The sequence below is a fragment of the Geminicoccus harenae genome (genome assembly GCF_019800005.1).
Classification (GTDB): Bacteria; Pseudomonadota; Alphaproteobacteria; order Geminicoccales; family Geminicoccaceae; genus Geminicoccus; species Geminicoccus harenae.
Window position 1 is genome coordinate 148,390 of sequence record NZ_JABGCL010000012.1, and the last position, 22,486, is coordinate 170,875.

The 22,486-nt window shown below is 69.8% G+C and carries 18 protein-coding genes; 8 read left to right on the plus strand and 10 right to left on the minus strand.

What is annotated here, in order from left to right; all coding sequences use genetic code 11:
* Window positions 1-75 precede the first annotated feature (75 nt).
* The 5 genes from HLA95_RS13640 to HLA95_RS13660 all read right to left on the minus strand — a co-directional run bounded on the left by HLA95_RS13640 (window position 76) and on the right by HLA95_RS13660 (window position 8,899).
* Complete coding sequence (locus HLA95_RS13640) at window positions 76-2,928, minus strand: 2-oxoglutarate dehydrogenase E1 component (RefSeq protein WP_191059580.1); 2,853 nt, start codon at window positions 2,926-2,928, stop codon at window positions 76-78.
* A gap of 86 nt (window positions 2,929-3,014) precedes the next feature.
* Complete coding sequence (gene sucD / locus HLA95_RS13645; protein ID WP_191059579.1) at window positions 3,015-3,896, minus strand: succinate--CoA ligase subunit alpha; 882 nt, start codon at window positions 3,894-3,896, stop codon at window positions 3,015-3,017.
* Complete coding sequence (gene sucC, locus HLA95_RS13650) at window positions 3,896-5,065, minus strand: ADP-forming succinate--CoA ligase subunit beta (protein WP_191059578.1); 1,170 nt, start codon at window positions 5,063-5,065, stop codon at window positions 3,896-3,898. Before sucC ends, sucD begins: the two co-directional genes overlap by 1 nt.
* Window positions 5,066-5,075: 10 nt before the next feature.
* Window positions 5,076-6,020, minus strand: coding sequence for a malate dehydrogenase (mdh, locus tag HLA95_RS13655; RefSeq protein ID WP_191059577.1), 945 nt, complete (start codon window positions 6,018-6,020; stop codon window positions 5,076-5,078).
* Between the two features lie 170 nt (window positions 6,021-6,190).
* The gene (locus HLA95_RS13660; protein WP_222183632.1) at window positions 6,191-8,899 is read right to left on the minus strand and encodes a type I secretion C-terminal target domain-containing protein; all 2,709 of its coding nucleotides are present in this window, start codon (window positions 8,897-8,899) and stop codon (window positions 6,191-6,193) included.
* A gap of 206 nt (window positions 8,900-9,105) precedes the next feature.
* Here HLA95_RS13660 and HLA95_RS13665 point away from each other — a divergent pair, with 206 nt between their 5' ends.
* Window positions 9,106-9,711, plus strand: a complete 606-nt coding sequence (locus HLA95_RS13665; protein ID WP_191061418.1) for a ribbon-helix-helix domain-containing protein — start codon at window positions 9,106-9,108, stop codon at window positions 9,709-9,711.
* A 481-nt stretch (window positions 9,712-10,192) separates the two neighbouring features.
* On the opposite strand, the gene HLA95_RS13670 is transcribed toward HLA95_RS13665, so the two are convergent.
* The 3 genes from HLA95_RS13670 to HLA95_RS13680 form a co-directional block, all read right to left on the minus strand.
* Window positions 10,193-10,762: a response regulator gene (locus tag HLA95_RS13670; RefSeq protein ID WP_191061417.1), complete on the minus strand. Its 570-nt coding sequence runs from the start codon at window positions 10,760-10,762 to the stop codon at window positions 10,193-10,195.
* A 70-nt stretch (window positions 10,763-10,832) separates the two neighbouring features.
* Window positions 10,833-11,381: an ActR/PrrA/RegA family redox response regulator transcription factor gene (locus HLA95_RS13675; RefSeq protein WP_223861683.1), complete on the minus strand. Its 549-nt coding sequence runs from the start codon at window positions 11,379-11,381 to the stop codon at window positions 10,833-10,835.
* A 41-nt stretch (window positions 11,382-11,422) separates the two neighbouring features.
* Window positions 11,423-12,796 (minus strand): ActS/PrrB/RegB family redox-sensitive histidine kinase, encoded by a 1,374-nt coding sequence (locus tag HLA95_RS13680; protein WP_222183633.1) that lies wholly within the window; start codon window positions 12,794-12,796, stop codon window positions 11,423-11,425.
* 193 nt (window positions 12,797-12,989) lie between these two features.
* On the opposite strand from HLA95_RS13680, the gene HLA95_RS13685 reads away from it, so the two are divergent.
* From HLA95_RS13685 to HLA95_RS13715, 7 genes are all read left to right on the plus strand, one after another.
* On the plus strand, window positions 12,990-13,607 hold the full coding sequence (locus HLA95_RS13685; protein WP_191062240.1) for a glutathione S-transferase family protein: 618 nt from the start codon (window positions 12,990-12,992) through the stop codon (window positions 13,605-13,607).
* A 123-nt stretch (window positions 13,608-13,730) separates the two neighbouring features.
* Complete coding sequence (locus tag HLA95_RS13690) at window positions 13,731-13,973, plus strand: DUF1289 domain-containing protein (RefSeq protein ID WP_200840892.1); 243 nt, start codon at window positions 13,731-13,733, stop codon at window positions 13,971-13,973.
* Between the two features lie 57 nt (window positions 13,974-14,030).
* Complete coding sequence (bmt, locus tag HLA95_RS13695; protein ID WP_191061117.1) at window positions 14,031-15,044, plus strand: betaine--homocysteine S-methyltransferase; 1,014 nt, start codon at window positions 14,031-14,033, stop codon at window positions 15,042-15,044.
* Window positions 15,045-15,182: 138 nt separating this feature from the next.
* Window positions 15,183-17,006 (plus strand): glutamine--fructose-6-phosphate transaminase (isomerizing), encoded by a 1,824-nt coding sequence (gene glmS / locus HLA95_RS13700; protein ID WP_191061118.1) that lies wholly within the window; start codon window positions 15,183-15,185, stop codon window positions 17,004-17,006.
* A 75-nt stretch (window positions 17,007-17,081) separates the two neighbouring features.
* A complete protein-coding gene (locus tag HLA95_RS13705) occupies window positions 17,082-18,446 on the plus strand; it encodes a formimidoylglutamate deiminase (RefSeq protein WP_255591933.1) in 1,365 nt (454 codons plus the stop codon).
* A 53-nt stretch (window positions 18,447-18,499) separates the two neighbouring features.
* On the plus strand, window positions 18,500-18,985 hold the full coding sequence (locus HLA95_RS13710) for a GNAT family N-acetyltransferase (protein WP_222183634.1): 486 nt from the start codon (window positions 18,500-18,502) through the stop codon (window positions 18,983-18,985).
* Window positions 18,985-19,683 (plus strand): aspartate/glutamate racemase family protein, encoded by a 699-nt coding sequence (locus tag HLA95_RS13715; protein ID WP_191061784.1) that lies wholly within the window; start codon window positions 18,985-18,987, stop codon window positions 19,681-19,683. The genes HLA95_RS13710 and HLA95_RS13715 overlap by 1 nt, the downstream gene beginning before the upstream one ends.
* A gap of 63 nt (window positions 19,684-19,746) precedes the next feature.
* Here HLA95_RS13715 and HLA95_RS13720 read toward each other — a convergent pair whose 3' ends face one another.
* A complete protein-coding gene (locus tag HLA95_RS13720; protein ID WP_191061783.1) occupies window positions 19,747-20,823 on the minus strand; it encodes an ABC transporter ATP-binding protein in 1,077 nt (358 codons plus the stop codon).
* A 265-nt stretch (window positions 20,824-21,088) separates the two neighbouring features.
* Window positions 21,089-22,432 carry a DEAD/DEAH box helicase gene (locus HLA95_RS13725; RefSeq protein WP_222183635.1) on the minus strand — a complete coding sequence of 448 codons (1,344 nt, stop codon included), beginning with the start codon at window positions 22,430-22,432 and terminating at the stop codon, window positions 21,089-21,091.
* Window positions 22,433-22,486: the final 54 nt, after the last annotated feature.

Genomic DNA, 22,486 nt, shown 5'->3' on the forward strand with positions numbered 1-22,486 from the left:
CCCCACCAACCGATATCGCGGGCCGGGCCTGCGCGCCCGGGACCCGCGGGCATCATCCGCGCTGTCCGCGACACCTCAGCCGAGCAGCGCTTCGGACACCAGGGCCTTCTGCTCGCGCTCGTGCTGCGACAGCGAGCCGGTCGCCGGCGAGGCGGACGGCTTGCGGCCGGCATAGGCCAAGCGCCGCTGCGGCACGCCCAGGCTTTCCATCAGGTTCTCGATCCTGGGCATCACGAAGAACCAGGCACCCATGTTGCGCGACTCTTCCTGGCACCAGACGAACTTGGCGCTCGTCGGGTAGCGGCTGAGCTCGCGCAGCACCGCGTCCTCCGGGAACGGCGCCAGCTGCTCCAGGCGCACCAGGGCGACCTTATCGGTCAGGTGCAGTTCCTCGCGCTGCGCTTCCAGGTCGTAATACACCTTGCCCGAGCACAGGATCACCCGCTCGACGGCCTGGTCGACCTCGGATGGCGGGCGGTCGTACATGACTCGGTGGAAGGTCGTGTTCTGGCCCATGTCCTCCAGCGTGCTGACGCAGCGCTTGTGGCGCAGCAGCGACTTCGGCCCCATCAGGATGAGCGGCTTGCGGAAGTCGCGGCAGAGCTGGCGGCGCAGCACATGGAAATGGTTGGCCGGCGTGGTCACGTTGACCACCTGCATGTTGTCCTCGGCGAACAGCTGCAGGAAGCGCTCCAGGCGCGCCGAGCTGTGCTCTGGCCCCTGGCCCTCCATGCCGTGCGGCAGCATCACGGTCAGGCCGGACATGCGCAGCCACTTGCTTTCCGCGGAAGCGATGAACTGGTCGAAATAGACCTGGGCACCGTTGGCGAAGTCGCCGAACTGCGCTTCCCACAGGGTCAGGCAGTTCGGGTCGGACATCGAGTAGCCATACTCGAAGCCGAGCACGCCTTCCTCGGACAGGAAGCTGTCGACCACCTCGAACCGCGCCTGGTCCGGCTGGAGATTGTCCAGCGGCACATAGCGATCCTCGCTGGTCTGGTCGTAGATCGTGGCATGGCGCTGGCTGAACGTGCCGCGGCCGACATCCTGGCCGGACAGCCGGACCGGGAAGCCCTCGACCAGCAGCGAGGCGAACGCCAGATGCTCCGCGGTCGCCCAGTCGATGCCGTGGCCGCTCTCGATCGCCTTGCGCCGGGCGCCGATCACCCGGTTCAGGCGGGGATGGATGTTGAGCGTCTCGGGCAGGGCGGTGAAGCGCAGGCCGAGATCGCGCAGGCGCTCCACCGGCACGCCGGTCTTGCCGCGCTCATAGGCTTCCGGCGCCTTGCGCAGGCCCTTCCAGGCGCCTTCCAGCCAGTCGGCCTTGTTGGACTTGTAGGTCCTGGCCGCCTCGTGCGCCCCGTCGAGCTGCTTCTGGAAGGTCTCCAGGATCGCCTGCGCCTCGTCGGCGCCCACGACCTGCTCCTCTTCCAGTCGCCTGGCGAAGATCTGCCTGGTGGTCGGATGGGTGGCGATGCTGCGGTACATGAGCGGCTGGGTGAAGGCCGGCTCGTCGCCCTCGTTGTGGCCGTGGCGCCGGTAGCACCACAGGTCGATCACCACGTCCTTCTTGAACTTCTGCCGGAACTCGGCGGCCAGGTGCGCCACCTGGCAGACCGCCACCGGATCGTCGCCGTTGACGTGGAAGATCGGCGCCTGGATGCCGCGGGCCGCGTCCGAGGGATAGGGCGAGGTCCGGGCATAGGCCGGGCTGGTGGTGAAGCCGATCTGATTGTTGATGATCAGGTGGATGGTGCCGCCGGTCCTAAAGCCCTTGAGCTCGGACATCTCCAGGCATTCATGGACCACGCCCTGGCCGGCGAACGCAGCGTCGCCATGCATCAGGATGCCCATGACCCGCGAGCGCTCGGTGTCGCCGATCAGCCGCTGCTTGGCGCGCACCTTGCCGATCACCACCGGATCGACCGCCTCCAGGTGCGACGGGTTCGGGGTGAGCGACAGGTGCACCGACCTGCCTTCCTCGAACAAACGGTCGGTGGAGGTGCCGAGATGGTACTTGACGTCGCCCGAGCCCAGCACCTCGTCGATCGCCGGCTGGCCCTGGAACTCGGAGAAGATCGCCGTGTAGGGCTTGCCCATCACGTTGGCGAGCACGTTCAGCCGGCCGCGATGCGGCATGCCCAGCACGATCTCCTCCACGCCCAGCTCGGCCGAGGTGCGGATGATCGTCTCGAGCGCCGGGATGGTCGCTTCGCCGCCGTCCAGGCCGAAGCGCTTGGTGCCCGGGAACTTGACGTGGAGGAACTGCTCGAAGCCCTCGGCGACGGTGAGCTGCTCCAGCAGCTCGCGCCGGTCGACCGGAGAAGCGTCCAGGATGCCGCCGGGTGCCTCGACCCGCTCCTGGATCCAGGCCTTCTGCTCGGGATCCTGGATATGGAGGAACTCGATGCCGATCTTGCCGGCATAGGTGCGGCGCAGGATCTCCAGGATCTCGCGCAGGGTCGCCTGCTCGCGGCCCAGCACCATGCCCAGGAAGAAGGTGCGGTCGAGATCCGCCTCGGTGAAGCCGTAGGTCTTGGGGTCGAGCTCGGCATGCTGGGCCCGACGGCTGAGACCCAGCGGGTCGAGATCGGCCTGGAGATGGCCACGCACCCGGTAGGCGCGGATCAGCATGATCACGCGCAGATGATCGTGGATCAGCGCCCGGGTGGCGGGATCGTCCAGGGAAGGATGGTCGAGGTTGGCGGGCACGCCATAGGCTCTGGGTGCTGCGGCCCGTGGCGCCAGGGCGGCCTTGGCCTGCCGGTACAGCGCCGAGGTCTCGGCACCCAGATCGTCGAAATAGCCGCGCCAGGACGGATCGATCGAGGTCGGATCGGTCAGGTACCGCCCGTACAGCTCCTCGATGAACGACCCGTTCCCGCCATACAGGAACGAGGTCTGCTCGAGTTCCTGACGCTTCGCCATCTTCCGTTCCCCGGGAAACCGCAGGAAGCGGCCGCTTCCGCCTCCTGCCCGTTCCTGTTCCTACCGTCCAGAGGTTGACAAGCCGTTTAAGCCTTGCCGCCCATCGCAGCGAGCATGGCCTGACCGAGTGCCGCCGGATGGTCGGCAATCGTGATCCCGGCGGCACGCATGGCCTCGAGCTTGCTCTCGGCGTCGCCCTTGCCGCCGGAGATGATGGCGCCGGCATGGCCCATCCGCCGGCCGGGCGGTGCGGTCCGCCCCGCGATGAAGCCGACGATCGGCTTGGTGCAGCCGGACTGCTTCCAGTACTCGGCCGCGTCCTCCTCGGCACTGCCGCCGATCTCGCCGATCATGATGACGCCCTCGGTCGCGTCGTCCTGGATGAACATCTCCAGGACGTCGATGAACTCGGTGCCCTTGACCGGATCGCCACCAATGCCGACGCAAGAGGTCTGGCCGAGCCCGGCAGCGGTGGTCTGGGCTACCGCCTCATAGGTGAGCGTGCCGGAGCGGGATACAATACCGATCTTGCCCGGCATGTGGATGTGGCCGGGCATGATGCCGATCTTGCACTGGCCAGGCGTGATCACGCCCGGGCAGTTCGGGCCGATCAGGCGCGAGCGGGAGCCGGCGAGCGCCCGCTTGACCTTGACCATGTCCATCACCGGGATGCCCTCGGTGATGCAGACCACCAGCGGCACCTCGGCGTCGATCGCCTCCAGGATCGCGTCCGCCGCGAAGGGGGCGGGGACGTAGATCACCGAGGCGTCGCAGCCGGTCTTCTCCCGGGCTTCGCGCACCGTGTCGAACACCGGCAGGCCCAGATGGGTCTCGCCGCCCTTACCCGGGGTTACGCCGCCGACCATCTGCGTGCCGTAGGCGATCGCCTGCTCGGAATGGAAGGTGCCCTGCGCGCCGGTGAAGCCCTGACAGATCACCTTGGTGTTGGAATTGACCAGGACCGGCATCAGTGGGTGCTCCGCACGGCATTGACGATCTTCTGTGCGGCGTCGGCCAGATCGTCGGCAGGGGTGATGGGCAGGCCGGATTCGGCGAGGATCTTCTTGCCGAGATCGACGTTGGTGCCTTCCAGGCGCACGACCAGCGGCACGGTGAGGTTCACCTCGCGCGCCGCGGCGACCACGCCCTCCGCGATCACGTCGCAGCGCATGATTCCGCCGAAGATGTTGACCAGTACGCCCTCGACGTTGGGGTCGGACAGCAGCAGCTTGAAGGCCGCCGTGACCCGCTCCTTGGTGGCACCGCCGCCCACGTCCAGGAAGTTGGCCGGCTCGCCGCCGAACAGCTTGATGATGTCCATGGTCGCCATGGCGAGGCCGGCGCCGTTGACCATGCAGGCGATATTGCCGTCGAGCTTGATGTAGTTCAGCTCGTGCTTGGAGGCCTCGATCTCCTGCGGGTCCTCCTCGTCCAGGTCGCGCAGTTCCAGCACCTTGGCCTGGCGGTAGAGCGCGTTGCTGTCGAAGTTCATCTTGGCGTCCAGCGCCACGAGATCGCCGCCCTCGGTCACCACCAGCGGGTTGATCTCGACCTGGCTCGCGTCCTTCTGGACCATGCAGTCGTAGATGCCGCGCATGAAGGCCACGGCCTTGGAGACTTCCTTGCCCTTCAGGCCCAGGCTGAAGGCGATCTGCCGGCCGTGGAAGGGCTGGAAGCCGGTGGCCGGGTCGATCGCGACCATCAGGATCTTTTCGGGCGAGTGCGCGGCGACCTCCTCGATCTCCACGCCGCCCTCGGTGGACGCCATGATCACGATGCGCGAGGTGGCGCGGTCGACGATGGCGCTCAGGTAGAGCTCGCGGGCGATCCTGCAGCCGTCCTCGATATAGACGCGCTTGACCACCCGGCCGGCCGGGCCGGTCTGGTGGGTCACCAGGGTCATGCCGAGCATGGTCTTGGCGAGCTGCTTCACCTCGTCGATCGACTTGGCGAGCTTGACGCCGCCGCCCTTGCCGCGGCCGCCGGCATGGATCTGCGCCTTGACGACCCAGACCGGGCCGCCGAGTTCACGCGCGGCGCTCTCCGCCTCGGTGGCGGTATAGGCGACCTTGCCCTTCAGCACGGTCACGCCGTACTCGGCCAGGAGCTGCTTGGCCTGGTATTCGTGGATGTTCATCGCTCGTCCTTCAGAGCTTGACGGCCGCGCAGAGCTTCTTCACCGCGTCCACGCTCTTGTCGAACTGCGCCTTCTCCTCGGCGTCCAGTTCGATCTCGACGACCTTCTCGACGCCGTTGGCGCCGATGATGACCGGCACGCCGACATATAGATCGTCCACGCCGTATTCGCCCGTCAGATGGGCAGCGCAGGGCAGGAGGCGGCGCTGGTCCTTCAGATAGCTCTCGGCCATCTGGATCGCCGAGGCGGCGGGAGCGTAGAAGGCCGAGCCGGTCTTGAGCAGGCCCACGATCTCGGCACCGCCGTCGCGGGTGCGCTGGACGATCGCGTCGAGCTTCTCCTGGGTGGTCCAGCCGAGCTTCACCAGGTCGGGCAGCGGGATGCCGCCCACTGTGGAATAGCGGACCAGCGGGACCATGGTGTCGCCGTGGCCGCCCAGCACGAAGGCGGTGACGTCCTCGGGCGAGACCCGGAACTCCTCGGCCAGGAAGTGGCGGAAGCGCGCGCTGTCCAGCACGCCGGCCATGCCCACCACCTTCTGCGGGGCCAGGCCGGAAACCTTCTGCATCACCCAGACCATCGCATCGAGCGGGTTGGTGATGACGATGACGAAGGCGTCCGGGCAGTGGGTCTTGATCGCCTCGCCGACCTGCTTGATCACGCCGGCATTGATGGCGATCAGGTCGTCACGGCTCATGCCGGGCTTGCGCGGGATGCCGGCGGTGACGATCACCACGTCGGAGCCGGCGATCGCCGCATAGTCGTTGCTGCCGGACAGAGCCGCGTTATAGCCCTCGACGGGGCCGCTCTGCGCCAGGTCCAGCGCCTTGCCGGCCGGCACGCCTTCGGCGATGTCGAACAGGACGACGTCGCCCAACTCCTTCTGCGCGGCGAGCAGGGCGAGCGTGCCGCCGATCTGCCCCGCACCGATGAGTGCGATCTTCTTGCGCGCCATTCCGGAACTCTTCCCTCGTTGCACTCTGTCCGTCGGCCGGAAGCCGGCGCCCTTCTAGGCCGACGTGGCGCGAGCGGCAATCCGCACCGCACCGTGCAGCGTGACAAGTCGTTCCCGAAAAGTCCGGCCCCGGCGGCGATCGGGCGCCGCCATCGGGGCCGGCATGGCCGCTATCCGACTCCTGTGTCCGGCCGGCGGGTCGCCACGATCTTGTCGATGTCGAGTGTGCCGGCCTCGATCTGCTCCACGATGCCGGTCGGGTTGAGCAGGTGGAAGATCGCGGTGGAACTGCGGGCGCCGCCATCGCCGTCCAGGTCGACCCGGACCTGCACGTCGTTCCGGCCGCCGACACCGTCCAGGTCGGCCGTCTGGAACTGCACCCACTTGCCGGCCTGGGCAGGGTTGTAGCCGCTGCCCTGCAGGAGGTCGCCCAGCAGCAGCCGGTCGCCTTCCTCGGCGTTGAAGTCGTGGATCGTGTCGAGCCGCTCGGTCAGGCTGCCGATCCGGAACAGGTCGGCGCCGGCCCCGCCATAGAGCGCGTCCTGGCCGGGCCCGCCGTTCAGGAGGTCGTCGCCGGCCCCGCCGGCGATGAGGTCGTTGCCCTGGCCGCCGTCCAGCACGTCGTTGCCGGCCCCGCCGAACATCCGGTCGTCGCCGCCGCGGCCGCTGATCAGGTCGTCCTGGTTGGTCCCGTTCAGCACGTCGGCGTCATCGCTGCCCCGGATCAGCGTGTTCTCCAGCACGACCTGCATCACCGCCGGCTGGCTGGTCAGGCCCTCCTCGTCGGTCACGGTGAACGAGAACTCACGGGTCCCCGCCCCCACCGTGCCGCTGGTGTTGACGTAGCGCACCGCGTTCAGCGCCAGGTGGTAGTTCTCGAAGCTGTCCAGGCCGATGAAGCGGATCTGGTTGCTGCCGTCCTGCACGTAGCTGATCGAGGTGCCGTCGATCACTCCGTCACCATTGGCATCGGCACCCTCGGCGATGCCGAGCCGGTCGCCGCCCCGCTGGCCGGCCTCGATCCGCACCCTAGCACCGCTGGCCATGGCGCTGTCGTCGGTGATGCTCGCCTCGTTGCCGACATCGGTGCCCGATGCGCTTTCGCGGTAGGTCGGGCCGAAATGCACCTGGAAGGTGTTGTCGTTGAAGTCGAAGTCCGCGCCCCGGTTGGCCGGGGTCTGGTCCTCGAAGCTGATGGTCAGGTCGCCTTCCTCGCCGGTCAGGCCGGACACGACCTGGGTCCGGCCGAACGGGTTCAGCAGGTTCTCCGGCGTGGTGGGGTCTGCGTCGGCGGTGTGGAACACGAGGCCCTGGACGACCGTCTCGGTGCCGTTCTCGGCGATGTGCACCAGCACGGGCGGCTGGCCGTCGCCGATCTTGGCGGCCTGCCCGGTGACGGGGTTGCGGAACTCCAGCCGGCCGCTCTCGAACAGGTCGGGATTGAGGGTGAAGCCCTTCTGCACCAGGAAGAAGCCGATCTGGGTGCCCGCCGGCACGGTGCCCAGCGCAAAGCTCGACTGGCCGGGGGTCAGCGGGCCCTTACCGTCCTGCAGCTTGGGCTGGTCCGGGTCGAAGACGTCGCTGTTGACCTGCGGGAAGGCGACGCGGACGTCCTGGAAGCTGCCATCGGCGCCGATGAAGTAGACGCCCAGGCTGTTCTGGAACTGCGACACCTCGTCCTTGAAGACGATGGTGACGGTGCGATCCACGTCCAGCGTGAGGTTCGCCGGGTCGATGCCGAGATAGTCAGCGAAGTCGAACGCCTGCCCCTCCCGGAACTCGCCCAGCGCGTCACCGGTCGACAGCTTGATGCCGTCCGACAGCTCGGCGATCCGGCCGATCAGCAGGGGGCGCACCGACAGGGTCGGCGCCTGGTTCTCCTCCACCGGCGGTGGCGGCGACGGGGGCAGCGAGGGCGGGGGCGAAGGCGGCGGTGAGACCGGCGGCGACGGGGGTGGGGGCGAGGGCGGCGGAGGCGAGGGCGGCGGCGGTGCCGGCGGGGGCGCCTCCGGATCCGAGGCCGCCACGCCGGTCAGCGCCCCCCGTGGTTCGATCTCACGAAAGCCGAAGGTCAGCGCAGTCGGGCCGAGCGGCCCCGTGGCCTCGGCACCGGGCCCAATGCCCTCTGGACCGTAGAAGGTGAAGATCCCGCCACCGGCATCGGCCGGCCCGGTCGGCTGGGGGCCGCCGCCCTCCTCGCCCGCCGCCGGCTCGATGTTGGCGAGCTGCTGGGAGCTCGCCATCAGGGTGTCGGCGGCGACGAACGGGCCGTGGAGCACCGAGATGGCCGGTGCCGCCTCGCCCTGGGCCCTAGGCGCGAAGAAGTCGACCAGCACGAGCACGCCGCCATCGGCCAGCGTGATCACCAGGTCCTGCCCGTCCGGGGCATAGGTGGCGGTCTGTGGGTCGAAGCCGTCGTCGGGAAGGGCGTAGCGCTGGCCCGCCTGGACCAGGAAGGTCCGGCGCTCGCCGGGCTCGGGCACCGGCACGGTGACGACCTCGCCGCCTACTGCGGCAGCGGCGACCGCGGCGGCGTCGGCGCCGGAGGAGGGCGGCTGCGCCCCGGGCGCGGCGGGATCGCCACCCGGCTTGGCCTGGCCCGAAGGGGGAGCGCTCGCACTCTCCTGATCCACCGCCTCGGTCATGGCTGGGGCATCATCCTCGGCGGCGGCCGCCTCGGCCGCGGCACCGGTGCGGGCGGGCTCGACGGGCACGTCCTCGCCAGCCCCGCCGGCCGCGCCGGCACCCTCCGTCACCCCGGGATCGGCCTGGGCGAACAGCGTGCCGGTATCGATGCCGTCGTCGGCAGGGCCCGGGCCAGCCAGGCCGGCATCATCCAGGCCGACGACACCGTCCGCGTCACGCTGCAGATCAGTCACCCGCTATCCCCACCTCGTTCGGCCGTGCCGGCCGGGCCACACGCCAGACCCTTCCGCCCCTTGATCGGAACCGGCACGAATTTTTCCTGAAACCGCTTAACCGAAGGCTAACCTATCTGGCCGCTATATCGCTCTCAACCGCATTCATTTAGCGTCGCGAGTACCATAGTATGTCTGTAACGTCCGCTACTCCCGCACAGACAGCGATGATCCGCAAGACCATGCGCATCGGTGAGGTGCGTACCTCGATCAAGCTGGAGCCCGATTTCTGGGCCTACCTGAAGGACGTGTCCGCCCAGCGGCGCATCCGCCTCTCGGCCCTGGTCAACGAGGTGGCCAGTGCCGCGCCCGAGCGCACCAACCTCGCCTCGACGCTGCGCACCTTCTCGCTGGTCCATGCCCAGCTGCGCACCCAGGCGCTGCACCGGGACCTGGACCGGCTGATGGTGGCCGGCAACAACCAGGACCTGCTCAAGGTCATGGAGACCTGCCCGCTCCCGACCGTGATCCTGAACGCCGAGCGGCAGATCCGCCAAGTCAACCGCGCCCTGGTCACCTGGCTGAACCTGGACCCCAAGGCCACGATCGGCCAGCGCCTCGACAACGTCATGATCCTGCGCGCGCCGAACCTGAAGGAGATGTGGCTCCACCTGGCCAGCGGGGTGAGCCAGCGCGGCAGCTTCAGCGCCACCTATGTCAGCCCTGGCCGGGTCCGCACCGCTCAGGCCCTGGCCGTCGCCCTCTCGCCCTTGGGCGAGGGCCAGCCGCGCGGCTCGATCGTCCTGTTCGAGACCCTGTCCGGCCGCAACTGACCCAAGGGCAGCCAGGCCGGGATGGCCGTCGGGCATGGCTCCGAGGCGGTTGAGGCCGCTCGGCGGGCGCTATTGCTCCGGGATCGCCAGGGATCGGCGGTGCCGGGCGTCCAGCGGACGGGATGCCCCGGCATCAGCCGAGCGTCGGGAACTGCCGGTCGGTCTGCCGGTCCAAAGGGCATGGGCGACGCGAGGCTGAAGGCCGGCGGAATGACTGCCCGGGGTGGCGTCGGGCGATCCGGAGGCGGCGGGCCGTGGCCGGCTCGCGGGAGTAGCCGGGCTGGGACGTCTTGCTGGAAGACGCATGCTGCCACGTCCGCCGGGGGGCCGTCGCCTGGGAGCCCCCACGGTTGGTCAGAGGGCCGCGGCCGGCGACGACCAGCGGCGGAGGCTCGAGCGCCAGGCAGCAGTCAGCCTACCGTGTCACACGCTGCGCAGGATCGGGCGGCTGGTGCGCGGGCCGTGGTCAGCCGCGAGCGGCTCAACTCTTGGGCGCACGCTTGCTCAGGATCCGCTGGAGCGTACGGCGGTGCATCTCCAGCCGGCGGGCGGTCTCCGAGACGTTGCGGCCGCACTGCTCGAACACGCGCTGGATGTGCTCCCAGCGCACCCGGTCGGCCGACATCGGGATCTCGGTGCTGTCGCCGACCCGGCCGGGCTCGCTGCCGAGCAGGGCCGCGACGACCTGGTCGGCGCTGGCGGGCTTGGCCAGATAGTCGACCGCCCCCGCCTTGAGCGCCACCAGCGAGCTGGCGATGCTGTCATAGCCGGTCAGGATCACCACGCGGGTGCTCGGGCGCAGCTCCAGCAGCGTGTGCACCAGCTCCATGCCGTGGCCATCGCTCAGGTTCAGGTCGAGCACGGCGAACTCGGGCGGATGGTCGGCCGCCTGCTCGTGCGCCTCGCGCAGCGTGCCGACTGCCGAGACCAGGAAGCCGGCCTTCTCCAGGGCGCGGACCAGGTTGCGGCGCAAGGGTGCGTCGTCCTCGACCAGGAGCAGGGGCTTGGGGTCGTGCTCGTTGCGGATCCGCTCGCTCGTGTCGCCCAGCATGGTCAGCGGCCTCCCGAGGCGCGCCCCGCCGCTTGCGTGCAGGCGGGATATGGTTGCGATCGGATCGAGGTCACTCCTTGGGTGCCCTCTTGTTCAGGATACGCTGCAGGGTGCGGCGGTGCATGTTCAGCCGGCGCGCCGTTTCCGAGACATTGCGGTTGCACTGCTCGAACACCCTCTGAATATGTTCCCAGCGGACGCGGTCCGCCGACATCGGGTTCTGCGGCGGCGGCGGCAGGGCGGCACCGGTCGCCAGCAGGGCGGCGATCACCTCGTCCGCATCGACCGGCTTGGCCAGATAGTCGATCGCCCCGGCCTTCACCGCTGCCACCGCGGTCGCGATGTTGCCGTAGCCGGTCAGGATCACCACCCGGGCCTTGGGATGGATCTCGCGCAGACGGCGAACGAGATCGATGCCGCTGCCGTCCTCCAGCCGGAGGTCGATCACCGCGTACTGGAGCTTGAGCGAGTGGATGAGGTTCAGGCCTTCCTTGTAGCTCTCGCCCGGAAACACCCGGAACCCGCGCCGCTCCAGGGCACGCTGCAGCGACCGCCGCAAGGGCGCGTCGTCGTCGACCAGGAGCAGTGCCGGTTCCTCGCCCGATTCCATCTCCACCATCCCGGATGACGCTACCCGAAGGCCGCCGCTCGGCCGATCCATCATCCCAAGTTCTCCCCGAAGGAGCGTCGCCAGGCCTCGCTTGGCCAGCGCAGCGTGACCACTGCTCCATCGCTTGCGTTCTCAACATGCAAGGCGGCGCCAGTGCGTGCAAGAAGCGTGGTGGCGATGAACACGCCCAGGCCCAGCCCGCCATTGTCCCTCCGGGTGGAAAGATAGGGTTCGCCCAGCCACTCCAGAACTTCCGGGGCGAAGCCCGGCCCATCGTCCCTGATCACCACCCGAACCTCACGGCTGTCCTTCTCCACGACGACTTGCAGCTTGCTCCGTGCGAATTCGAGCCCGTTGTTCAGAATGTTGCCGAGTGCGTGCCGGAACTCTGGTGTGGGCATCAAGGTAGGTTCCTCTTGCCCGTCTGCGATCCGGCTGGTCACCTCTAGGGTGACCAATGGTCGCGCATAAAGTTCCGCGATCTCGCGCAGGACGCTGGAAAGGGGCGCGCGTACGAACGGCGCATGCTCGTCATGGTCGCGCCGGCGCCCGATGGCCGCAAGGATCGTCCGGCAGCGCAGCGCCTGGTCGAGCATCACCTGCGCCTCCGCGCGCAGGGGATCGTCGTCGTCCAGCTCGTTCAGCATCTCCTTGGCGGTGATCAGGATGGTCGCCAGCGGCGAGCCCAGCTCGTGCGCCGCCGCGGTCGCCAGCGCGCCCAGCGCCGACATCTCCTGCTCGCGCGCCAGGGCCATCTGGGCGGCCCCCAGGGCGTCCGTCATCCGCCGGGTCTCCTCCGCGACCCGCCAGGCATAGGCGGCGATCAGGATCGCCGCCATGCTGAGTGCCGCCCACACCGCCGCCACGTAGAGGCCGGGCAGCGGCAGGCCGCCGTCGAACCAGGGCAGCGGGCCCGGCACCAGCGCCAGGAAGGTGATGGTCGCCACCGCGAGCAGGCTGAGCAGCACGGTGGAGCCCAGGCCCAGCGTGGCCGCGCCCAGCATCAGCGGCACGGTGAGCAGGGTCCCGAACGGGTTGCGCAGGCCGCCGGTCAGCGCCAGCAGGTAGCCCAGTTGCACGATGTCGTAGGCGAACAGCCAGAGCGCCAGGCGCTCGGGCAGCCGGGTGGCCGCGCGCAGCGTCACCATCAGCGCCAGGTTGATCAGGGCGGAAAGGACGATCGCGGGCGCCAGCCATTCGAGCGGCAGCGGGATGCCCAGCGAGTAGTGGATGAACAGGACGGTGAAGAGCTGGCCCACCACCGCGACCCAGCGGGTGAGCGAGAGGGTGTGCAGCCGGATCCGCCCCTGCACGTCGGCCGGCTCCGCCAGGCCCAGCACGCCCTGCAGGAACAGGCCGGCGCGGTGCAGCAGCCCGCCGGCGCGCCCATCCTCGACCGCAGTACCGGCCGCCCGCTTGCTCATCCGCATGCCACCCGCCGTCGCAACCTGCCCGTGCACGAACCCTGCCGTGTGCAACGCGCAAGAAGAGTCCCCGGCGCCTGGCACGCAAGAGGAGATTGCCCTCCTGGCCTTCATACGGTGCTGGGCCAAGCTGGGCGGGCGGCGCCGGCTGGCCTAGAGTCGGCGCAGCGGCGGCACGGCAGGAAAGGTGGCCATGATCAGGATCTGGGGGCGGAAGAACTCGCTCAACGTCCAGAAGGTGATGTGGGCGGTAGCGGAACTGGGCCTGGCCCACGAGCGGCTGGACGTGGGCGGCCCGTTCGGCGGCCTGGACGCGGCCTACCGGGAGAAGAACCCGAACGGCCTGGTCCCGGTGATCGAGGACCGGGGCACGGTGGTCTGGGAAAGCAACGCGATCGTCCGCTATCTCGCGGCACGCTGGGGGCAGGGGCTGCTCTGGGACCCCGATCCCGCGCGCCGGGTGCTGGCCGACCAGTGGATGGACTGGCAGCAGACCACCGTCCAGCCGAGCCTGAGCCCCTTGTTCCTGGGCCTGATCCGCACGCCCGAGGCACAGCGCGACCAGGCGGCCCTCCAGGCCGCCGCTGCCCGGCTGCACGAGGTGCTGGCCCTGCTGGACGCCCATCTGCGGGAGCGGGCCTTCATCGCCGGGGACGATCTTTCGATGGGCGACATCCCGCTGGGTGCCGCCGTCAACCGCTACCTGCACCTGCCGATCGAGCGGCCGGCCCTCCCTTCGCTGCAGGCTTGGCACGAACGGCTCAAGGCACGGGCCTGCTTTCGCAGCCACGTGATGATCCCGCTGAGCTGACCGCCGGTGCCGCTTGCAGGGCTGCTTGCCGCTGTCGCGCAAGCGGCCGTCGTCCCGGCAATGGCATCGCCGCGCTTGCCGACCATATAAAGATAGCGTTATATGAATCGGGTGAGTTGCCGCGTGCTGCCAGAGATCCCCACGCCCTGCGTCGGCGTCTGCCGGCTCGATCCGGACACCGGCCTGTGCGAGGGCTGCCTGCGCACTGGGGGCGAGATCGCGGTCTGGGGCAGTGCCAGCAACGCGCAGCGCCTCGAGATCGTGCAGCGCCTGCGGGAGCGGCGCCGGGCGCGCGGCATCACCTCCTGGGCCGACCAGCGCCCGCGCCGCCGCGGCCGGGTGGCGATCGGCCGGTCCGGGGGCTAGCGGCCTTCTCCCATCCCGGCCGGCCCAGCACCGGCCTCTCCGTTGGTCAGGTTCCCGATGTCCCATCCCCTTGCCGATCTCCTCGCCGAGAAGTCCGTCCTGCTCGCCGACGGCGCGATGGGCACCAACCTGTTCGCACAAGGGTTGATGTCCGGCGACAGCCCGGAATTCTGGAACCTCGACCATCCCGAGCGGGTCAGGAAGGTCCACCAGGACTTCGTCGATGCCGGCTCCGACCTCGTGCTCACCAACAGTTTCGGCGGCAACCGCCACCGGCTGAAGCTGCACCAGGCGCAGGGCCGGGTGGCCGAGCTGAACCGGGCGGCCGCCCGGATCGCCCGCGAGGTCGCGGACGCCGCACCCCGCAAGGTCCTGGTCTGCGGCTCGATCGGCCCCACCGGCGAGATCTTCCAGCCGGTCGGCGTGCTGTCCCATGAGGAAGGGGTGGAGGCGTTCGCCGAGCAGGCGGTGGCCCTGGCCGAGGGGGGAGCCGACGTGCTCTGGATCGAGACGATCTCGGCGCGCGAGGAACTGGCCGCGGCGGTCGAGGGTGCGGCCAGGGCCGGGCTGCCGATCGTCAGCACGATGAGCTTCGACACCAACGGCCGGACCATGATGGGGCTGACGCCCGAAGCGGCGCTGGGTGCCGCCCATGTGCTGCCGGTCCGGCCGATCGGCTTCGGCGCCAATTGCGGGATCGGCCCGTCCCAGCTCCTGCACACCATCCTCGCGTTCCGCAACGTGCGCGACGGGGACGACATCATCGTCGCCAAGGGCAATTGCGGCGTGCCGGAATATGTCGAGGGTGCCATCCGCTATTCCGGCTCGCCCGAGATCATGGCGACCTATGCGAAGCTGGCCCGCGATGCCGGCGCGCACATCATCGGCGGCTGCTGCGGCACCACGGCCGAGCATGTCCGGGCGATGCGCGACGCGCTGGACAGCCATGTGCCGGCGACCGTGCCGACGCTGGCCGAGGTCGAGGCGCTGCTGGGGCCGATCGCCTTCGCTGGTTCGGCGCCGGCCCATGGTGCCGAGGAGCCGGCGCGGCGGCGCACACGGCGGCGCTGACGCATCATCCTGTGCCCCATCGCCACAAACGGGGCGCCGCGGCACAGGATCAGGTTCATTTATGGCACCCGTCCGGGTTATGGTCCGGGCTGCGGGCCGGCGGGCATTGGCCCGGCTTGCGTTGAGAGGTCGTTGCGGATGTGCGGTATCGTCGGCGTCATCGGTAAGGCGGACGCGGCACCCTTGCTGCTGGAAGGGCTGCGCCGGCTGGAATATCGCGGCTACGACAGTGCCGGCATCGCCACGCTGGTGGACGGGCGGATCGTCCGGCGCCGGGCGGAGGGCAAGCTCGACAATCTCGCGCGCGAGCTGGACGCCCGCCGCCTGGCCGGCAACACCGGCATCGGCCACACCCGCTGGGCTACCCATGGCGCGCCCACCGAGACCAACGCCCATCCGCACAAGGCGGATGGCGTGGCCGTGGTCCATAACGGGATCATCGAGAACTTCCGCGAGTTGCGCGAGGAGATGGCTGGCCGCGGCCGCCACTTCGAGACCCAGACCGACACCGAGGTCGTGCCGCACCTGATCGCCGAGCAGATGGCGCAGGGGCTGAGCCCGAGCGAGGCCGCCTCCCGGGTGCTGGCGCGGCTGCATGGAGCATTCGCGCTGGCGATCCTGTTCGAGGGCCACCCGGACCTGCTGATCGCGGCCAGGCGCGGCAGCCCCCTAGCCATCGGCTATGGCCAGGGCGAGATGTTCATCGGCTCCGATGCGCTGGCCCTGGCGCCGCTCACCGACCAGATCCAGTACCTGGAAGAGGGCGACTGGGCGGTGCTGACCCGCACCGGTGCCATCGTGCACGACGAGGCCGGTCAGGTGGTCGAGCGGCCGATCCGGCAGACCGCCTTCTCCGGGGCGATGATCGGCAAGGGCAACCACCGCCACTTCATGGAGAAGGAGATCCACGAGCAGCCGGCCGTGATCGGCGACACGCTGCGCTCCTTCGCCGACCCCAAGACCCACAAGGTGGCCCTGCCCGAGCTACCCTTCGACCTGGCCACGCTCGGCCGGCTCTCGATCGTGGCCTGCGGCACCGCCTCCTATGCCGGCCTGGTCGCCCGGCACTGGTTCGAGAAGTTCGCCGGCATCGCGGTCGACTGGGACATCGCGTCGGAGTTCCGCTACCGCGAGCCGCCGCTCAGCCCCGACCAGGCCGCGATGTTCATCTCCCAGTCCGGCGAGACCGCCGACACGCTGGCGGCGCTCCGCTACGTCAAGAGCCAGGGCCGGCCGACCCTGGCGGTGGTCAACGTGCCGGAAAGCTCGATCGCGCGCGAGGCCGACGGCGCGCTGCGCACGCTCGCCGGACCCGAGATCGGGGTCGCCTCGACCAAGGCGTTCACCACCCAGCTCGCCACGCTCGCCTGCCTGGCGATCGGTGCCGCGCGCGCTCGTGGCCGGCTCTCGGCCGAACGCGAGGCGGCGCTGGTCACGGCCCTGGACGAGATCCCGGCCAAGCTGATCCCTGTCCTGGAGCACAGCGAGCTGATCCAGAAGATCGCCGGCGAGATCATGGCCGCGCGCGACGTGCTCTATATCGGCCGGGGTGCCATGTACCCGATCGCCCTGGAAGGGGCGCTGAAGCTGAAGGAGATCAGTTACATCCATGCCGAGGGCTATGCCGCGGGCGAGCTCAAGCATGGGCCGATAGCACTGATCGACGAGAACGTGCCGGTGATCGTGGTGGCCCCGCCGGATGAGCTGTTCGAGAAGACCGCGAGCAACCTCCAGGAGGTCAAGGCACGCGGCGGCAAGATCATCCTGATCTCGGACGAGGACGGCTGCGCCCGGCTCGGCGAATATGCCTGGCACAGCATCGCCATGCCGGCCTGCGACCCGTTCGTGGCGCCGATCCTCTACTCGATCCCGGTGCAACTGCTGGCCTACCACACCGCCGTGGCCAAGGGCACCGACGTCGACCAGCCGCGCAACCTCGCAAAGTCCGTCACCGTCGAGTGAACCGCTTCCAACTGCGGCCCTGACGCACTACCCCTAGCTGGCACGGGAAACGGTGCCGGCAGGGGAGGGTGTGCGTTGATCCATGCCGATCGGGCCCTCCTGCCGCAGGGCTGGGCGGAGAACGTCCTGGTCGAGGTCGGGCCGGACGGGACGATCATGGCCGTGTCGCCCGGCCGGCCAGTGCCGGCCGGTGCCGAGCGGGCGGGCCTGCTGCTGCCGGGCATCCCCAATGTCCACAGCCACGCCTTCCAGCGCGCGATGGCGGGTCTCGCCGAGCGTCTGCCGGAAGGGGAGGCCAGCTTCTGGACCTGGCGCGCAGTCATGTACGCCTTTGCCGGCCGGATGACGCCTGACATCGTCCGGGCGGTCGCGACCCAGCTCTATGTCGAGATGCTGGAAGCGGGCTACACCGCGGTCGGCGAGTTCCACTATCTCCACCACCAGCCGGACGGGCAGCCGCATGCCGACCCGGCCGAACTGGCGCTGGCCCATCTGGATGCCGCGCGCCGGGCCGGCATCGGCATCACCATGCTGCCCTCGCTCTACGTGACGGGCGGCTTCGGCCAGCCTGCCGAGGCGGGGCAGCGGCGCTTCCTCCACGACCTGGACGGGTATCTGCGCCTGGTGGAGCGGCTGCGGGGGGAAACCGCCGGGCGGGCGGACGAGGGGCTGGGGATTGCACCTCATTCGCTGCGCGCGGTGCCGCCGGACATGTTGGTCGATGCGGTGGGGGCCTGGCGGGCGCTCGTACCGGATGGGCCGGTCCATCTGCACTTGGCCGAGCAGGTCCGCGAGGTACGCGAATGCCTGGAGGCGACCGGGCGGCGGCCGGGCGAGCGCCTGCTGGAGCTGGTCCGGCCCGACCCCGGCTGGACGCTGATCCATGCCACCCACCTGGCGGATGGCGAGCTGGCGGCGCTGGCGGTGAGTGGGGCGGTGGCGGGCCTGTGCCCCAGCACCGAGGGCAATCTCGGCGACGGGCTGTTCCGCCTGGCGGACTGGCTGGCTGCCGGGGGCAGGCTCGCGATCGGCACGGACAGCCAGGTGGTGATCGACCCGTTCGAGGAACTGCGCTGGCTGGAGCATGGCCAGCGCACCCAGGTCCTGCGCCGGACGGTGGCGGCTTCGCCGGAGCAGCCGCATACCGGGGCGCGCCTGCTCACCGCGGTCCTGGCCGGTGGGCGGCAGGCGCTGGGCCGGCCGATCGGGCGGATCGAGCCGGGTGCCCGGGCCGATCTCGTGGTGCTCGATGCCGACCATCCGCGGCTGGTCGAGCGGGCCGGCGACGGGCTCCTGGACAGCCTCGTGCTGGCGCCGGGCAAGGGCATGGTGCGCCATGTGATGGTCGGCGGGCGCTGGCGGGTGCGGGACGGGCGGCACCGCGAGCATGACAGGGCGGCCAGCGCCTACCGACAGGCCGTGCGCGGGCTGGCGCCGTGATCGGGTTGGCCGAACGCTGTCCGTTCTGCAGCGCGCCGGCGCCGATGGTGTGGGTGCATGGAAGGGGGCAGTGCTCGTTCTGCGGCACCGATCGCGAGCCGTCCTGCGAGGGTGCCCCGGAACTGCCGCTGGGCAGCGGCCTGCCCACCCTCATCACCGAGCGCCTGGTGCTGCGCGCAGGCGCGGCCGAGCCCTCGGCGCGCGGCTATGGGATGTGGCGGATCTTCCGGGCCGGCCGGGGCGAGCTCCCGGTGGGCGAGGTCGCCCTGCTGCCGCGCGGCCAGGACTGCCAGGAGGTCGAGCTCAGCTTCCGCATCGACCTGATGGCCCGCGGCCAGGGCTTTGCCCGGGAGGCCGCGCGGGCGGTGATCGACCATGGCGAGCGGCGGCTGGGCCTGGACGAGCTGGTGGCCTTCACCAACCCCGACCATCGGGCACCTGCCCGGATCCTGGCCCGGCTGGGGTTCGTGGCGGATGGAAGGCGCACGCTCGCCCAGGGCGAGCAGGTGGTGGTGTGGCGCAGGAGGAGTGGCCGGTGATGCGGACGATCGGCGTGATCGGGGGCCTGTCCTGGGAAAGCAGCGCCGTCTACTACCGGCTCCTGAACGAGGCGGTGCGGGCCAGGCGCGGCGGGCTCGCCTCGGCCAGGCTGCTGCTCTGGTCGTTCGACTTCGCCGAGATCGAGGCGATGCAGGCCGAGGGCAACTGGGAGGGGGCCACCGGGGCCATGTGCGAGGCCGGGACGAGGCTCGCGGCCGGCGGTGCCGACCTGCTCCTGATCGCCAGCAACACCATGCACAAGATGGCGGATGCGGTCGCAGCGGCGAGCGGGCTGCCGCTGGTGCACATCGCCGATGCGACCGGCCAAGCGATCCGTCAAACCGGCTGCCGGCGCCCGGCCCTGCTCGCCACCGCCTATACGATGGAGCAGGATTTCTACCGGGGGCGCCTGGCGGAGCGGTTCGGGCTGGACGTGCGGGTACCGGAGGCGGCCGACCGGCAGCGCGTGCACCGGATCATCTATGACGAATTGTGCCAGGGCATCGTCCGCCCGGAATCCAAGGCGAGCTATCTGGAGATCATCGGCCGGCTGCGCGCGGCCGGAGCCGACAGCGTGATCCTGGGCTGCACCGAGATCTGCCTCCTGATCGGCCAGGCGGACCTGGACTGCCCGGTGTTCGACACGACCGGGCTGCACGCGGAGGCTGCGGTGGCGCTGGCGCTGGACGGCGGCTGACCAGGAACGAAAAAGGCCGCCAGCCTCGCGGCCGGCGGCCTCTCATGGGTTGAACCCGGCGGTTCAGGCGTTCAGGCGCTGGCCCGTGCGCTTGTCGAACAGATGCAGGTGCTCGACGTCCGGCAGCAGCATGAGGTCCTGGCCCGGCTCGAAGCGATGACGCTCGCGGAAGATCGCCTGGATTTCCTGGCCGGCCATGTGCATGACGACCATGGTCTCGGCACCGGTGGGCTCCACCACCACAACCTTTGCCGGGATGCCCTGGCCGTCCTGGCTGATGTAGAGATGCTCCGGGCGCACGCCGTAGACGACCTCGAGCCCGTCCTGGCCGCCCAGGCGCTCCGGCACCGGCAGGTGGGTGCCGTCCTTGGCCACCACATCGCCGGAAGCCCCGTTCTTGCGCAGCGTGCCGTCGATGAAGTTCATGGACGGCGAGCCGATGAAGCCCGCGACGAACAGGTTGTTCGGCCGGTCGTAGAGCTCCAGCGGGGCGCCGATCTGCTCGACATTGCCGCCCTGCATGACCACGATCCGGTCGGCCATGGTCATGGCCTCGATCTGGTCGTGGGTCACGTAGATCGCGGTAGTCTTGAGCCGCTGGTGCAGCTCCTTGATCTCGGTGCGCATCTGGACGCGCAACTTGGCGTCCAGGTTCGAGAGCGGCTCGTCGAACAGGAAGACCTGCGGGTCGCGGACGATGGCGCGGCCCATGGCGACGCGCTGGCGCTGGCCGCCGGAGAGCTGGCGCGGGTAGCGGTCGAGGAGCTGGCCCAGGCCCAGGATGCCCGCGGCCTTGCCCACCCGCTCGTCGATGACGTTCTTGGGCGCCTTCGCGAGCTTCAAGGAGAACGCCATGTTCTCCTTCACGGTCATGTGCGGGTAGAGCGCGTAGTTCTGGAACACCATGGCGATGTCCCGGTCCTTCGGCGCCACATCGTTGACCACGCGCCCGCCGATCGAGATCTCGCCTTTGCTGATCTCCTCCAGGCCCGCGATCATCCGCAGGAGCGTGGACTTGCCGCAGCCCGAGGGGCCGACCAGCACCACGAACTCGCCATCCGCGATGTTGACGTCGACGCCGTGCAGGACCTGCACCGAGCCGTAATACTTGTCGACCTTGTTGACCGTAACCGAAGCCATCGATCGCTTCCTCTTGCCGGCACGCCAGGGCGACGCCGAACGCATGGATGCCGGCGCGAAGGGTTGTTCTGGCTCCCGGAGCCTCCCCGGAAGGGCATCGCCCGGCGCCACCTTTGCCGGGGCAGGGCGGCGGTGGCAAGCGGCAAGGCCGCAGGCTCGCTCGGGCGGGCGATGCGGGGAGGAGGCAGTCCAACGGCTCGAAACGACGAAGGGCCGGAGGGATGAACCCTCCGGCCCTTGGCCGTATCAACGAACGGTTGAGCGATCAGCCGCCGGCATAGCCGCTGCTGCGCGCACCACGATAGCCACCGCCGCTGCGCTGGCCCTGGCGGGGCTCGGCGCGGTAGGGCGGGCGGCCATCGACCGGGCGACGGCCGGGTGCCGGGGCGCCGTTGCTCCGGAACGAGCCAGGCCCGTTCCGGCGCGGGGCGGCGTCCTGATCGGCCGGCGCGACGTCACCGTAGCGCACGGAGGACGGCTCGATCTTCGGCATGTCCATGAGCGGCACCCGCGAGCGGGTCAGCCGCTCGATGTCGCGCAGGTTGCCACGCTCGTCCGGAGCGCACAGCGCGATCGCGACGCCGGTGGCACCGGCGCGCGCGGTGCGGCCGATCCGGTGGACATAGGTCTCCGGCACGTCCGGCAGGTCGTACTGGATCACATGGCTGACGCCGTCGACGTCGATGCCGCGCGCGGCGATGTCCGTCGCGACCAGCACCGGCAGGTCGCCCCGGCGGAACGCGTTCAGCGCCCGCTCGCGCTGGCCCTGCGACTTGTTGCCGTGGATGGCGGCCGCCGAGATCCCGGACTGCTCCAGGTAGCGCACGATCTTGTCGGCACCATGCTTGGTGCGGGAGAAGACCAGGCTGCGCTGCACGCTCTCGTCACCGAGCAGGGTGCGCAGCACCGACGGCTTGTCGGGCCCGTACACCGGGATCACCCGGTGGTCGACCCGCTCGGCCGTGGTCGCGACCGGCGTGACCTCGACCTTGACCGGGTCGTTCAGGTACTCGCGCGCCAGCGTGGCGATGCTCTGCGGCATGGTCGCCGAGAAGAACAGGGTCTGCCGCTCCTTGGGCAGCATCTTCACGATGCGGCGCAGGGCGTGGATGAAGCCCAGGTCGAGCATCTGGTCGGCTTCGTCCAGCACCAGGATCTCGACATTCTCGATGGTCAGCGCGCGGCGGTCGATCAGGTCGAGCAGGCGGCCGGGCGTGGCGACCAGGATGTCCAGGCCGGACGCCATCATCCGCTCCTGGCGGCCGAGCGGCGAGCCACCGAACACCACGCCGGAGGACAGGCGCAGCTTGCGGCCATAGACACGGAAGCTCTGCTCGATCTGGGCAGCCAGCTCACGGGTCGGGCTCAGCACCAGGCAGCGGACATTGCGCGGGCGGCGGGCCCGGGGCGAACCGGCGAACTGGTGGAGGATGGGCAGGGCGAAGGCAGCGGTCTTGCCGGTGCCGGTCTGGGCGATGCCCAGGAGGTCACGGCCTTCCAGGACCTGCGGGATGGCGCGGGTCTGGATCGGGGTGGGGGAAGTATAGCCCTCGGCGGCAAGAGCCTCGAGGATGGGAGCGGCAAGGCCGAGGGAAACGAAATCGGACAACAGTTGTGCTTTCTGGCCGGACGACACGGTCCAGCCTCTCGGGAGGCGCGCCAC